This is a genomic window from Kitasatospora sp. NPDC049285, from assembly GCF_040678815.1.
GTDB lineage: Bacteria > Actinomycetota > Actinomycetes > Streptomycetales > Streptomycetaceae > Kitasatospora.
In genome coordinates this window covers 114828-128848 of sequence record NZ_JBFAQR010000003.1, presented here as the reverse complement: position 1 = coordinate 128848, position 14021 = coordinate 114828, and the positions used below count along the sequence as shown (strand labels likewise).

General features: G+C 69.6%; 11 protein-coding genes. 3 read left to right on the top strand and 8 right to left on the bottom strand.

The window, feature by feature from the left end:
- Positions 1-73 precede the first annotated feature (73 nt).
- The 7 genes from mctP to AB0K51_RS03550 all read right to left on the bottom strand — a co-directional run bounded on the left by mctP (position 74) and on the right by AB0K51_RS03550 (position 8232).
- Positions 74-1696 carry a monocarboxylate uptake permease MctP gene (gene mctP, locus AB0K51_RS03580; protein ID WP_363450055.1) on the bottom strand — a complete coding sequence of 541 codons (1623 nt, stop codon included), beginning with the start codon at positions 1694-1696 and terminating at the stop codon, positions 74-76.
- A complete protein-coding gene (locus AB0K51_RS03575; protein ID WP_363450053.1) occupies positions 1693-1992 on the bottom strand; it encodes a DUF3311 domain-containing protein in 300 nt (99 codons plus the stop codon). Before AB0K51_RS03575 ends, mctP begins: the two co-directional genes overlap by 4 nt.
- 293 nt (positions 1993-2285) lie before the next feature.
- Positions 2286-3071, bottom strand: a complete 786-nt coding sequence (locus tag AB0K51_RS03570) for a GntR family transcriptional regulator (protein ID WP_363450051.1) — start codon at positions 3069-3071, stop codon at positions 2286-2288.
- 171 nt (positions 3072-3242) lie between these two features.
- A complete protein-coding gene (locus tag AB0K51_RS03565) occupies positions 3243-4817 on the bottom strand; it encodes a glycoside hydrolase family 3 N-terminal domain-containing protein (RefSeq protein ID WP_363450049.1) in 1575 nt (524 codons plus the stop codon).
- Between the two features lie 61 nt (positions 4818-4878).
- The gene (locus tag AB0K51_RS03560; RefSeq protein WP_363450047.1) at positions 4879-5799 is read right to left on the bottom strand and encodes a carbohydrate ABC transporter permease; all 921 of its coding nucleotides are present in this window, start codon (positions 5797-5799) and stop codon (positions 4879-4881) included.
- Entirely contained in the window at positions 5796-6785 is a 990-nt protein-coding gene (locus tag AB0K51_RS03555) for a sugar ABC transporter permease (protein ID WP_363450045.1), read from the bottom strand. Before AB0K51_RS03555 ends, AB0K51_RS03560 begins: the two co-directional genes overlap by 4 nt.
- A 154-nt stretch (positions 6786-6939) precedes the next feature.
- Positions 6940-8232, bottom strand: a complete 1293-nt coding sequence (locus AB0K51_RS03550; RefSeq protein ID WP_363450043.1) for an extracellular solute-binding protein — start codon at positions 8230-8232, stop codon at positions 6940-6942.
- Between the two features lie 559 nt (positions 8233-8791).
- Between AB0K51_RS03550 and AB0K51_RS03545 the strand changes: the two genes are divergently transcribed.
- From AB0K51_RS03545 to AB0K51_RS03535, 3 genes are all read left to right on the top strand, one after another.
- Complete coding sequence (locus AB0K51_RS03545; RefSeq protein WP_363450041.1) at positions 8792-10099, top strand: extracellular solute-binding protein; 1308 nt, start codon at positions 8792-8794, stop codon at positions 10097-10099.
- Between the two features lie 127 nt (positions 10100-10226).
- Complete coding sequence (locus AB0K51_RS03540; RefSeq protein ID WP_363450039.1) at positions 10227-11285, top strand: SIS domain-containing protein; 1059 nt, start codon at positions 10227-10229, stop codon at positions 11283-11285.
- Between the two features lie 395 nt (positions 11286-11680).
- Positions 11681-13201 (top strand): PAS domain-containing sensor histidine kinase, encoded by a 1521-nt coding sequence (locus tag AB0K51_RS03535; RefSeq protein WP_363450037.1) that lies wholly within the window; start codon positions 11681-11683, stop codon positions 13199-13201.
- Between the two features lie 320 nt (positions 13202-13521).
- On the opposite strand, the gene AB0K51_RS03530 is transcribed toward AB0K51_RS03535, so the two are convergent.
- Positions 13522-13773, bottom strand: a complete 252-nt coding sequence (locus AB0K51_RS03530; RefSeq protein WP_014138019.1) for a WhiB family transcriptional regulator — start codon at positions 13771-13773, stop codon at positions 13522-13524.
- Between the last annotated feature and the right edge of the window lie 248 nt (positions 13774-14021).

Here is a 14021-nt window from a genome sequence, read left to right as displayed (position 1 = left end):
TCACCCCAGTCTCGGCTGAGGCAACGGCGCGATCACGGGGCGCACGGGCGCGGCTATGCGCGCCCCCGGCGCGTCAGTGCGCCACCACGGGCTGCGGGGCACGCTCCACGGACTCGTCGCCCGCCTCGGCGGAGTAGTCGGCCGGGGAGGTCTCGTCGGCGCCCTCCGGGGCCTTCAGGGCCCGCAGGAGGAGCGTCAGGACCACCGCCACCGCCAGGTTCAGCACGAACGCGGTCAGGCCGATGTAGCCGATCTTCCCGATCACCGGGATCTGCGAGCTGTTGCCGCCGAAGTGCTTGGTGGCCTTGGAGGAGATCCCGTACGCCACCCAGGTTCCGTAGACCATGCCGACCGCCCAGCCCGCCAGCAGCGCCCAGCGGTGGAACCACCGGGTGAACAGGCCCGCCACCAGCGACACCGCGGTCTGCAGGATCCACAGGCCGCCCAGCAACTGCAGGTTGATCGCCGCCTGCTTGTCCATCACCAGCACGAAGGCCAGCGCGCCGACCTTCACCAGCAGCGAGGCGATCTTCGCCACCCGGGTCTCGTCCGCCGCGGTGGCGTCCGGCTTCAGGAAGTCCTTGTAGACGTTGCGGGTGAACAGGTTCGCCGCCGCGATCGACATGATCGCGGCCGGCACCAGCGCGCCGATCCCGATCGCCGCGAACGCCACGCCGGTGAACCAGCTCGGGAACATGTCCGCGAACAGCTGCGGCACCGCCAGCTGCGCGTTGTAGCCCTTGACGCCCTTGCCCACGCCCGCCGCGATCGCCATGAAGCCCAGCAGCGCCAGCAGGCCCAGCATCAGCGAGTACGCCGGCATGATCGCCATGTTCCGGCGCACCGTGTTGCGGGACTTCGACGCCAGCACGCCGGTCACCGAGTGCGGGTACATGAACAGCGCCAGCGCCGAGCCGAACGCCAGCGTCGCGTACGTCCACTGCCCGGCCGGTCCGACCACCAGCGACCCGATCGGCTTGCCGGTGTCCGGGTTGACCGTCGAGAACTTCTGCGCCGCGGTGTCGAAGATGTGCCCGTAGCCGCCCAGCTTCATCGGCAGGTAGATCACCGCCACGATGATCACCACGTAGATCAGGGTGTCCTTGACGAAGGCGATCAGCGCCGGCGCCCGCAGCCCCGAGGAGTACGTGTACGCGGCCAGCACGCCGAACGCCAGGAACAGCGGCAGGTCCTTCATGAACCAGTTGCCGCTGCCGCCGACGCCCAGCGTGTCCAGCACCGCCTGGATGCCGACCAGCTGCAGCGCCACGTACGGCATGGTGGCCAGGATGCCGGTCAGCGCCACCGCCAACGACAGCCCGCGCGAGCCGTACCGGCCGCGCACGAAGTCCGCCGGGGTCACGTAGCCGTGCACCCGGGAGACCGACCACAGCCGCGGCAGGAACAGGAACACCAGCGGGTACGCGATGATCGTGTACGGCACCGCGAAGAAGCCCGCCGCGCCGGTGGCGTAGATCGCGGCCGGCACCGCGATGAACGTGTACGCGGTGTACAGGTCGCCGCCGAGCAGGAACCAGGTGATCCAGGTGCCGAAGCTGCGCCCGCCCAGGCCCCACTCGTGCAGGTGCTGCGCGTCGTCCGCGCGGCGCCAGCGGGAGGCCAGGAAGCCCATCACGGTGACCACCGCGAAGAACAGCAGGAAGACCGTCAGCGCGGTCCAGTCGACGTGCTTCACGACAGTTCACCGCCCTCGGACTGGGCGGGCAGCGCGAACGCCGTGGAGGCGGCCCGGCGGGCCGCCTCGTCCCGGCGGATCAGCAGGTAGGCGGCGCCGGTGAACACCGCCGACACCGGCACCCACAGCAGCTGGTACCAGTAGAAGAACGGGATCCCGCCGAGCTCGGGCGCGGTCTTGGTGTACGACGGCACCCACAGCATCGCGACGATCGGCACCAGCAGGCTCAACCCCGCCAGCACCCTGGCGGGGGACACCGCGGGCAGGGCGCCCGCGGCTGGCAGTTCAGACGACATGGAGCGGCTCCGGGATGACGAGGAGTCACCTCACTGGCGCCGCAGCGCACATCGCTGTACGCCCGCCGAGCAGCACCCTCGGTGATCGAAAGGTCCACGTGAGGGTAGGGCAAGCACGTGACGCGTGTCACTACCCTGTCAACACGTGGACGTCCGACTACTCCGGTCGCCGCAGGCGCGTGATGCTATTCGGGTCGCTGGAGCCTGGTGATGCTGTGTCCACCGGGCCGGCCGACGACTTATTCGGGTCGCTGCAGCCTGGTGATGCTGTGTCCACCGGGCCGGCCGACGACTTATTCGGGTCGCTGCAGCCTGGTGATGAACTTGTACCGGTCGCCGCGGTAGATCGAGCGCACCCACTCCACCGGCGCGCCGTCCGCGTCGAAGGAGTGCCGGGACAGCTGCAGCATCGGCAGGCCCAGGTCGGAGCCGAGCAGGCCGGCCTCGCGCGGGTTGGCCAGGGTGGTCTCGATGGTCTCCTCGGCCTCCGCCACCACCACGCCGTAGACCTCGCGCAGCGCGGTGTACAGCGAGTTGTGCTTGGCCAGGTTGCGCCGCAGCGCGGGGAAGCGCTTCGCGGACAGGTGCGCCACCTCGATCGCCATCGGGTCGCCGTTGGCCAGGCGCAGCCGCTCGATCCGTAGCACCCGGCCGCCGGGCTTGATGTCCAGCAGCGGGGCGAGCCGGTCGTCGGCGCTGATGTACGCGACCTCCACCAGCCGGGAGGTCGGCTCCAGGCCCTGGGCGCGCATGTCCTCGGTGTACGAGGTCAGCTGCAGCGCCTGCGCGACCTTCGGCTTGGCCACGAAGGTGCCCTTGCCCTGGATCCGCTCCAGCCGGCCCTCGACGACCAGCTCCTGCAGCGCCTGCCGGACGGTGGTGCGCGAGGTGTCGAACTGGGCCGCCAGCGCCCGCTCCGGCGGCACCGGGGTGCCGGCCGGCTGGGTCTCGGTCAGCTGCAGCAGGTGCCGCTTCAGCCCGTAGTACTTCGGCACCCGGGCGGTGGCGGTCGCGGGGCCCGACTGCGCCGGCACCGTGGAGCCCTCGGCGAGCGCCGCCGTATCCCTGTCGCCACTCATGGCCGCTCTCACTCCTCGCTGCGGTGGCCCCTTAACAGGCCCCTAAATCCTATGTAACAGCACATGGTTGCACGCGCGGGCGAGCGAGCGTGAGCTCCCTCGGGCAAATCCGCGAACGCAGCGGGCCCGCAGCGGGGGGTGAACCGTCCGCTCCGGGCCCGCGGAGGTCGTTCAGACCGCCTTGGCCGCGCCGACCGACAGGCCGGCCAGCGCCTCCGCCGCGGCGATCGAGCAGACCCGCGATCCGCCGTAGGTGGCGAGCGTGGTGACGCCGCGGGCGGCGAACAGCTCGGCCACGCCGTGCGCGGTGCCGAGCTCGACGACCACCGCGTCCGGCCGGGCCTCGACCAGCGCGAGGGCGGCCCGGCGCATCCAGCCGTGCCGGTGGACGTCGCGGACGACCAGCACCAGCGGGCGGCCGATCGCGGCGCCGAGCAGCGGGTCGGTGTCGATCACGGCGTCCTCGGCGGCGACCGCGACGTGCAGCAGGCCGGAGCCCTCGGTCACGGTGGCGGGCGGGGAGACCCGGGTCGAGGTGGTGCCGGGGACCAGCTCGGCCAGCGGCGAGGCCACGCCCCACGGGGTCTCGTCGCCGGCCGCGATGTTCGCGCCGGCGGAGAACTCGACCACGTGCGGGACGCCGCCGAGCGGGCGCAGCTCGCCGGTGACCCGCAGCGCCCGGCGGGCGGCGGTCAGGCCGACGCCGACCTCGCCGGTCTGGCCGATCAGCGACTGCCGCACCCCGGCGGACCAGCGGGCCACCGTCCGGTTGCGCTCGGCGGCCTCGTGCAGCCGGTCGGCGGAGAGCCGGCCCTCGCGGACCGCCCAGACCAGGGCGTCGCGCAGGTAGACGAAGGCGGCCTCGTCGTGCAGGCCGCCGCCGACGCAGATGGTGTCGGCGCCGGCCGCGACGGCCCGCACCGAGCCGGCCGCCACGCCGTGGGTGCCGGAGATGGCGCCCATCTCGATGCCGTCGGTGACGATCAGCCCGTCGAAGCCGAGCTCCTCGCGCAGCAGGCCGGTGAGGATCCGCTGCGACATGGTGGCCGGCAGCTGGGCGTCGTAGGCGCCGAACAGGATGTGCGCGGTCATGATGCTCTTCACGCCGGCCGTGATGGCGGCGCGGAACGGCAGCAGGTGCTCGGCGAACTGGTCGGGCGCCAGGTCGATCCTGGGCAGGCCCAGGTGCGAGTCGCCGGCGGTGTCGCCGTGGCCGGGGAAGTGCTTGGCGCAGGCCGCGACGCCCGCGGACTGCAGGCCGCGGACGTACGCCGCGGTGTGGCGGGCGGCCAGGTCGCCGTCGCCGCCGAAGGACCGGACGCCGATGACCGGGTTGTCCGGGTTGGAGTTGACGTCCGCGTCGGGGGCGTAGTTGAGGTTCACGCCGACGCTGGAGAGGTCGAAGCCGATGGAGCGGGCCACCCGCTCGGTGAGGTCGGTGTCGTCGACCTCACCGAGCGCCAGGTTGCCCGGGTAGGAGGAGCCGCTGGTCACCTCGAGGCGGGTGACGTCGCCGCCCTCCTCGTCGGTGGCGATCAGCAGGTCTCCGTTGAGCGCGTACAGCTCGGAGGTGAGCTCGGCGACCTGCTGCGGGGTGCGGATGTTGCGGCCGAACAGGGCGACCCCGCCGAGCTCGCCGTCGCCCAGTCTGCGACGCAGCCACTCGGGTGCGGTCAGACCGGCGAAGCCGGGCTGCAGGACCGTTCCGGCGTCGCGCAGGAGTTCGGCGCTTTCCGTACCGGGCATCGCCATGGTTCCTTCCCTGGGGGTGGGGTGTGCTGAAGTGCGGTGGGGGTGGGGAAAGGGCTCAGCCCTTGACCGCACCGGCGGTGAGACCCGCCGACACCTTCTTCTGGAAGAACACGAACAGGATGATCACGGGCAGCGAGACCAGCAGACCGCCGGCCATCTGCGCGCCGTAGTCGGCGCCGCGGGTGGGGGTGGTGGCGTAGAAGGTCAGCCAGCCCATCGAGGTGCGCTGGCCGCCGGTGGAGAGCAGCGTGTTGGCGACGATGAACTCGTTCCAGGCCTGGATCCAGCTGTACACGCCGGTGGTGATCAGGCCGGGCAGGGTCAGCGGCAGCACGACGCGGAAGAACGCGCCCCACTGGGTGCAGCCGTCCACCATCGCGGCCTCGTCCAGCTCGGCCGGGATGTTGACGATGAACGAGCGCAGCGTCCAGATCACGTACGGGACGGTGAAGACCAGGTAGGCCAGGATCACGCCGAGCACGGTGCCGGTCAGGTTGGCGCCGTTCATCACCACGAACAGCGGGACGATGATCGCCAGCAGCGGCACCATCTGGACCACCAGCATGGTGATGATGAAGAAGTTCCGGCCGCGGAAGTTGAACCGGGCGACCGCGACGGCGGCGAGGAAGCCGACGACCAGGCCGAGCACCACCGAGCCGAGGGTGATCAGCACGGTGTTCTGCAGCGAGGGCAGGAACTCGGTGTCGTTGAAGATGGTCTGGTAGCTGTCGAACGAGAACGCGCTCGGCCAGAACGTGGGGTCCTGGGCGATCAGGTCCTTGTTGGTCTTGAAGGTGGTGATGACCATCCAGTAGATCGGGAAGCCCATCACCACGGCGATCGCCAGGCCGATGGAATTCCACACCCAGGTCATCACCCGGTTCTCGCCGGTCTTGCGGACCTTGCCGGTCTTCGGCTTGGCGCGCTCGGGGCCGGGCGTCGGGACGGGCTTGGCCGCCATGGTGTCCGCGCTCATCGTTCGTTGGCTCCGATCTTGAGCATCTGGCGGATGTAGAAGACGAGCACCGCCAGCATCATGACGATCATCACGAGCGAGATCACCGAGCTGTCGCTGTACTTCGAGGCGACGATGCCCTTCTGGTACAGGTAGGTGCCGATGGTCCAGTACTCGGGCTCGGGGGAGGTGTTGCGCAGCGAGAAGATCTGCGCGAAGACCTGGAAGTCCCAGATGAAGCTCAGTGCGGCGCTGATCATCAGGAAGGGCCGGACCACCGGGATGGTGACGTGCCGGAAGGCCTGCAGGGCGGTGGCGCCGTCCAGCTTGGCGGCCTCCATCAGCTCCTTCGGCACCTGGGTGAGGGCGGCGTTCAGGCCGAGCACCAGGAACGGCAGCGCGCCCCAGATGATCACCGCGGCGCCGACCACGTACAGGCCGACCGTCGGGTCGGCGAACCAGTCGTAGTGCTTCCAGCTGTCGTCGCCGGTGATCAGCGACAGCACGTAGTCGACCACGCCGCCGTTGGAGGAGAACAGCCAGCGGAACACCTGGCCGGTGACCAGCGCGGGGATCGCCCAGACGAACATCAGCACCGTGATGACGGTGACCTTGACCCAGTTGGAGACCCGGTTCAGCAGCAGGGCGATCAGCATGCCCAGCACCATCGAGAGGATCACCAGCTCGGCGGTGAAGTAGATCGAGCGGAGGATCACCTCCCAGAACTGGCCGTCCTTGAAGATCTTGGTGTACCCGTCGAAGCCGATGTACTTCGACAGCGAGGGGTTGGCCAGGTACGCGTACCGGTTGACGTTCTTGAACGACAGGTCGAACAGGCTGTACACCGGGTACGCCAGAACGCCCACCAGCGCGATGATGGCGGGCAGCAGCAGGGCGTAGGGGATGTACTGGCCGGCCGCGAAGAACCCGCGCCGCTGCGGCTTCTCCGCCGGGGCAGGCCCGGAAGACTCGGACCGGATCACGGTCTCGTCGGTGGTCACACTCATCAGGGTCCTTCCCGGGCCCGCGGTTCTGGTCGGTCCTGGCGCACGGGTGGGCAGTCCGCGCACAGTGCGGACTGCCCACCCCTTTCTCAGCGCTCAGTGCTGGCAGTCGCCCGGGAGCCGTGCGGGCCCCCGAGCCGACTGCGCGTCAGCGGTCTCAGCCGTTCAGGTCCTTGACGAGGGTGTCCTGGGCCTTCTTGAGCTCGGCGGCCGGGTCGCCACCGGCGGCGATCGCACCGAAGGCGTTCTTCAGCGCGGTCTCGTCGGCGCCGGACCACAGCGGCGAGTTCGGGATGAACCAGGTGGCACCCTCGGCCGCGTCACCGGTCGCCTTGTTCGCCGGAGCGGCGGCCTTGTAGGCGGCGACGAGGTTCTTGGCGTTCGGGATCGCGAACTTCGCGAGCTCGGTCTGCTGCTTGGTGTTGGTGTAGATCTGCAGGAAGGTCGCGCCCAGGCCCGCGTTGGCGGCCTTGGACGGGACGGCCAGGTCGGAGCCGCCGAGGAACGCCGGGGTGGTGGAGCCGGCCGCCGCGCCCGGGAGGGCGATGGTGGCGAGCTTGTCCTTCAGCGCCGGGTCGCCGGTCTTCGGGTCGGCGACCGAGCCGACCTCCCAGCCGTTGCCGATGATGGCGGCGATGTTGCCCTTCGCCATCAGGGCGTCCTGGGTGGCCTCATCGGTGGTGGTGCCGCCGACCGAGAAGTTCTTCTGCAGGTCGTTCCAGGTCTTGATGCCGTCGATGAACTTCGGGTCGGTCAGGTTGCCGGACCACTTGTCGCCGTCCTTCTTGGCGATGACGCCCTTGACACCGAACGAGCCGGCGCCGAAGGAGACCGCGGAGTACCAGTTCTGGCCCGGCATGTACAGGGCGGAGAAGTTCGGCACCGAGGCGTTGGCGGCCTTGACCTTGGTCAGGGCGGCCTTCAGCTCGTCCAGGGTGGTCGGCGCGGTGGTGACGCCGGCCGCGTCGAACAGGTCCTTGCGGTAGATCAGGACGCGGGCACCGGCGTAGTACGGGACGGCGTAGGTCTTGGAGCCGTCGGCCGACTGGCCGGAGGCGGCCAGCGAGTCCAGCCACTTGTCCGAGTTGTCGAACTGGCTCTTGACCGAGGTCAGGTCGACGAAGGAGCCCGCCTCGATGTACTTCGCGGCCTGGGTGTTGCCGAGCTCCAGCGCGTCGGGGGCGTTGCCGGAGAGCAGCGCGGTGTCGAGCTTGGTGGTGTAGTTGGTCCAGGTCTGCCACTGGATGTCGACGTCGGCGCCGGTCTGCGCCTTGAACTCCGCCTTCGCGGCGTCGACCACGGTCGGCCAGCCCTTCTGGGCGTCGTCCATCAGCCAGACGGTGATCTTCTTGCCCTTGCCGTCCTTGCTCAGCGTGGCCTGCTTCGAGTCGCCCGAGGAACCGGACGAGGAGCACGCCGAGGCGACGAGCACGGTGGCGATAGCGGCCACGGCTGCGATCTTGCGGTTCAAACCATCCTCCAGAGGGATGAGCAAGGTAGGGCACCGGGCTGCCGGGCTGTGCGCCCTGGAGCTTCGTCGTGCCTGTGGGGGGAACGTCACCGGATGACACGGGTGCGAACTGCCGGTGCCGGCTGCCGAATCCGTGTGGTGGAGTAGACCATTGGTTTAGACCAACGCCTGGAGATTGGCATGGACCAATGACGAGCGTCAAGAGTCCAAAGAGCGTCTGCACAACCCGTTATCAACGCTTGACTCGGCCGTGTTGGACTGGACCAACCCGGGGGCGGATCCGGATATGGCGGGGCGAATCGCCCACGGCCGGGGTGGGGGGCATGACCACTCAAGGTGACCTGAAGGCAACCTTAAGTAAGCCCTAAGGCGCATACCCGTGCCGGTATTGACGTGGCCCGGCTGAAACGCGCAACGGATCGACAACGAGCGGGACTTGTAATCATCACGTGCGTTGACGCTCTTAATGGTCTAGGCCAGGCTTCGGGGAATCTGGTCTGTACCACAGCGCAGACCTCGCTCGATTCCGGAGGAATGCGTGAAGCGTCAGGTTCTGGCTGCGCTCAGCACAATCGCACTGGCGGCCACCGCCGCGGGGTGCGGGTCCGGCGGCCCGTCGTCCTCGGAGGCCGGCGCGGCCGACCCGAAGAACATGACCGGCTCCGTGACCGTGTGGCTGATGAACGAGGCCCAGACGAACTGGCCCGAGCTGGTCCAGCAGGTCAACGACCAGTTCGCGGCGAAGTACCCGAAGGTGCAGCTGAAACTCGCGTACCAGACCTGGTCCGACAAGATCAGCAATCTCGATGCGGCGATCAAGGCCAACCAGGCACCGGACGTGGTCGAACTCGGAAACACCGAGACCATGAAGTACATCCTGAACGGCTCGCTGGCGCCGGTGGACCGCACCTCGTTCGACAACTCGGACGCCTGGATCAAGGGTCTGGTCAACACCTGCTCCTACCAGGACAAGCTGTACTGCGTCCCCTACTACGCGGGCGCCCGGGTCGGCATCTACAACTCGCAGCTCTTCCAGGACGCCACCGGCTCCGCGGACTTCCCGCAGACCGAGGACGACCTGATGACCGCGCTCGACAAGGTGCAGGCCAAGAACAAGAACGCGGGCGGCTTCTCCTCGCTGTACCTGCCCGGCCCGTACTGGTACGCCGCGATGTCCTACGTCGCCGCCTACGACGGCGCGATCGCCAAGTTCGACTCCAGCGGCCGCTGGCACGGCACCCTGCACGAGCCCAAGTCGCAGCAGGGCGTCCAGCACTTCGTCGACCTGGTGAAGAAGTACAACAAGAGCGGCGACCTCAAGGTCAACGAGCTCAACCAGGCCCAGGTGCTCGGCCGCGAGAAGGCCGCCGTGATCTACGGCAACGGCTGGGAGGCGGCCACCGCCACCGCGCCGATCACCGGTCAGCCCAAGCTGAAGGACGTCCTCAAGGTCACCGGCATGCCCGGCCCGAACGGCAAGCCGCTGCCCTCCTTCATCGGCGGCTCCGACCTCGCGGTCACCTCCAAGTCGCCGAACGCCGCGCTGGCCGCCGACTGGATCCGGATGTTCACCAGCACCAAGTCCCAGCAGGTGCTGGTCGACAAGGACACCCTGCCGAACAACCTGACCCAGCTCACCCCGCTGAAGAGCAAGCCGGCCACCGCCGCGGCCGCCAACGCCGTCCCGGACGCCTGGTTCACCCCGCTCGCCCCCGGCTGGGGCGCGATCGAGAAGCAGAACATCCTGGTCAACATGCTCAACGACATCTTCAAGGGCAAGAGCGTCGACGACGCGACCAAGGACGCCGACGCGCAGATCGACCAGCTCATCAACAACCCGTCCTGACCCGGCACGGGTAGGATCGGCGCAGCAACAAGCTCAGCAGCGAGAGTGCGGACTCGCCGCCGTTCAGAGGTCCCCGTCGGGCAGCCGCCCGGCGGGGTCGAACCACTCTCCACGGAGGCCCACCCCGATGTCCGACCAGCAGACTGTTTCCGTTCCCGGCAGGATCATGTCGGCGGAGATGGCCGAGCAGCCGGCCGTCCTGCAGCGCATCCTCGACGAGGGCGCCCCGAAGATCCGGGAGATCGCGGCCCAGATCGCCGCCCGCAACCCGCGCTTCGTGCTGCTGACCGCCCGCGGCACGTCCGACAACGCCGCGCTGTACGCCAAGTACCTGATCGAGGTGCTGCTCGGCAAGCCGTCCGGCCTCACCTCGATGTCCACCACCACCGCGTACGGGGCCAAGCCCGACCTCACCGACTGCCTGGTCATCACGGTCAGCCAGTCCGGCGGCTCGCCCGACCTGGTCGCCTCGACCAAGGCCGCCCGCGAGGCCGGCGCGATCACCCTGGCGGTCACCAACAACGCCGGCTCCCCGCTCGCCGAGGTCTCCGAGTTCCACATCGACGTGCTGGCCGGCCCGGAGAAGGCGCTGCCCGCCACCAAGACCTACACCGCCGAACTGCTCGCCCTCTACCTCTTCGTCGAGGGCCTGCGCGGCGGCGACGGCGCGGCCGCGAAGCACCTGCCGGAGCTGGCGGCCGGCATCCTGGCCCGGCAGGCCGAGGTCAAGGCGCTCGCCGAGCGCTACCGCTTCGCCCAGCGCCTGGTCATCACCTCGCGCGGCTACGGCTACCCGACCGCCCGCGAGGCGGCGCTGAAGCTGATGGAGACCACCTACATCCCGGCCTCCCCGTTCTCCGGCGCCGACCTGCTGCACGGCCCGCTGGCCATGGTCGACAACGTCTCGCCGGTCATCGCGATCGTCCCCGACGGCAAGGGCGGCGAGGCCCTCCAGCCGGTCCTGGACCGCCTGCGCGGCCGGGGCGCCGACCTCGTGGTGATCGGCCAGCAGGAGCAGGTCGACGCCGCCTCGGCCGGCTTCGCCCTCCCGGCCGGCGTCCCCGAGGAGGTCCAGCCGATCCTGGAGATCCTCCCGCTGCAGCTCCTCGCCTACGAGGTCACCATCGCCCGCGGCCAGGACCCGGACGCCCCGCGCGCCCTCGCCAAGGTCACCGAGACCCACTGACACCGGGACCCGCTGACACCGGGCACACGAAAGCCGCTCCCCGCAGATCGCGGGGAGCGGCTTTCGTCGTGTGCGGCCAACGCGTCGAGCGCGGCCGGTGCGGGCGGAACGGGCCCGGAAAACACTACGGGCCACGGCGCCGACACGGGACCCTCAACCCATGCGGCACCGCAGCCCGGAGCTGGATGTCGGAGGCGGGGACCGATCGAGAGTTGTGCGGGACCCTCGATCGACGCCTCCGACCGAGGAGGGACCTCGCGCGGTCAGGGCAGTTGCGCGGGGGGTCTCTCCTTGGTGCATCTTCATTGTGGACTAGACCAATCTGGGTTGTCCAGGGGGTCGCCACAATTGGTCTGGACAACGTGACGGGTGGGGCGCGGCGTTACGCTCAGCACGTGCCCTCGCTGAACGAACTCGTCCGCCGCCACACCACCCTCACCGGTGCCGACGTGGAGTGGCTGCATCTGCTGGTCTCGGAGTGGCAGCTGCTCTCCGACCTGTCCTTCGCCGACCTGGTGCTGTGGATCCCCACCTGGGACGGCATCCGCTACGTCTCGGTGGCCCAGATGCGGCCCAACACCGGCCCCACCTCCTACCAGGACGACATGGTCGGCCACCTGGTGCCGCGCGGCCGCCGGCCGCTGCTGGACGCCGCCTACGACGAGGGGCGGATCGTCCGGGAGGGCGACCCGGAGTGGCGGGAGGAGGTGCCGGTGCGGGTGGAGTCCATCCCGGTGCGACGGGAGGGCAAGGTGCTCGGCGTGATCGCCCGCAACACCAACCTGCTGACCGTGCGCACTCCCAGCCGGCTAGAGCTCACCTACCTGCAGAGCGCCTCCGACCTGGCGCAGATGATCGCGGCCGGCACCTTCCCCTACCCGGGCGCCGAGCAGACCGACATGGACGCCGCGCCGAGGGTCGGCGACGGGCTGATCCGGCTGGACCTGGAGGGCGTGGTCACCTATGCCAGCCCGAACGCGCTGTCGGCCTACCACCGGCTCGGCCTGACCACCGACCTGGTGGGCAGTCACCTCGGGAGGACCACCGCCGAGTTGGTGCCGCCGAGCCGCAGCAAGGTGCACGAGGCGCTGGTGAAGATGGCCAGCGGCTGGGCGCCCCGGCAGACCGAGGTGGAGGCGCAGGGCGGCGTGGTGACCCTGCGGACCATCCCGCTCAAGCCCAAGGGCACCCCCACCGGCTCCCTGGTGCTCTGCCGCGACGTCACCGAACTGCGCCGACGCGACCGCGAGTTGATGACCAAGGACGCCACCATCCGGGAGATCCACCACCGGGTGAAGAACAACCTGCAGACGGTCGCGGCGCTGCTGCGGCTGCAGTCCCGCCGGATGGACTCCGAGGCCGGCCGGGCCGCGCTGGACGAGGCGGTGCGCCGGGTCGGCTCGATCGCCATCGTGCACGAGACGCTGTCGCAGGCCCTGGACGAGCAGGTGACCTTCGACGAGATCGCCGACCGGGTACTGGCGATGGTGATGGAGCTCTCCCAGGACGGGCGGGTCGCGACCCGGCGCAGCGGTTCCTTCGGCATCCTCTCCGCCGAGGTGGCCACCCCGCTGGCGATGATCCTCACCGAGCTCACCCAGAACGCCCTGGAGCACGCGTTCGGCCCGAGCGCCTCCGGCAACCTGGAGGTGAGCGCCCTGCGCGGCCGGGCCCCGGTCGGCGGCAAGGGCTGGTCGGACAGCTGGAACAACGGGGTGCGCCCGGAGGAGTACCTGCTGATCACCGTTCAGGACGACGGCCGCGGCATGCCGGAGGGCTTCGACCCGCAGCAGGCGGGCAACCTCGGGCTGCAGATCGTCCGCACCCTGGCCACCGGCGAACTCGGCGGCACCTTCGACATGGTGGCCGCGCCGGACGGCGGGACCAAGGTGGTGCTGGAGATCCCGGTCCGCTGACGGGTGCTCACCCGCGCCGGGCGGAAAGAGAAACGAGGCCCTGCCGACCGGGGGGGGGTGGGTCGGCAGGGCCTCTCGACCCGGTCCGGCCGTCGGGGGGAGTCGGCCGGAACGGGGGCTCTGGTGTGGCGCGACGCCCGCCTCGTGTGTTGCACACGGTGAGCGCCTCAGCTCCACGATATTGCTCTAAGTGAACAGTATCAAGTGCCTGGGCGGCTCGCGTCGTCGGCCCCGCGGATGGGCGGGCCCGCTCGGAAGGCTCGGCCGGCCGTTGCGGCCGAACCCTTGATCGTTGGTTGATCCGTACTGCTGATGATGCGTCAGGCGGTGCGGGCGCGGTTGCGGGCGGCGCGGCGCTTCATCGCGCGACGCTCGTCCTCGCTCATGCCGCCCCAGACGCCGGCGTCCTGGCCGGTCTCGAGCGCCCACTGCAGGCACTGCTCCATGACGGGACACCGGCGGCACACGGCCTTGGCTTCCTCGATCTGCAGCAGGGCCGGACCGGTGTTCCCGATCGGGAAGAACAGCTCCGGGTCCTCTTCGCGGCAGACAGCGCGGTGGCGCCAGTCCATGGTCGTCCAACTCCTCCGGTCGACGGGCTGTGGCCCGTGCGACTCACTCGATGGCTTGTGAATGTGAACGCTTTCACGAATCCCGCAACAGCAAAAGGGACCTAAGGCCCATCGGGCCCGGGCGGTCTGTGCTGAGAGGGGTTCGGCGATTCGAGGGACTCTCCCGCGTTGTCCCGCTGCGGTGTGTCCCGATCGCCATGTAGAGGTTCGCAAACCTCGGACGTGGATACAACCCCCTTCGGCAAGAA

Bases quoted from the DNA above. Each gene is read 5' to 3' on its own strand.
- AB0K51_RS03560 (WP_363450047.1), bottom strand. From the start codon at position 5,799: ATGAGCGCGGACACCATGGCGGCCAAGCCCGTCCCGACGCCCGGCCCC.
- AB0K51_RS03530 (WP_014138019.1), bottom strand. From the start codon at position 13,773: ATGGACTGGCGCCACCGCGCTGTCTGCCGCGAAGAGGACCCGGAGCTG.
- AB0K51_RS03565 (WP_363450049.1), bottom strand. From the start codon at position 4,817: ATGCCCGGTACGGAAAGCGCCGAACTCCTGCGCGACGCCGGAACGGTC.
- AB0K51_RS03555 (WP_363450045.1), bottom strand. From the start codon at position 6,785: ATGAGTGTGACCACCGACGAGACCGTGATCCGGTCCGAGTCTTCCGGG.
- AB0K51_RS03540 (WP_363450039.1), top strand. From the start codon at position 10,227: ATGTCCGACCAGCAGACTGTTTCCGTTCCCGGCAGGATCATGTCGGCG.
- AB0K51_RS03570 (WP_363450051.1), bottom strand. From the start codon at position 3,071: ATGAGTGGCGACAGGGATACGGCGGCGCTCGCCGAGGGCTCCACGGTG.
- AB0K51_RS03575 (WP_363450053.1), bottom strand. From the start codon at position 1,992: ATGTCGTCTGAACTGCCAGCCGCGGGCGCCCTGCCCGCGGTGTCCCCC.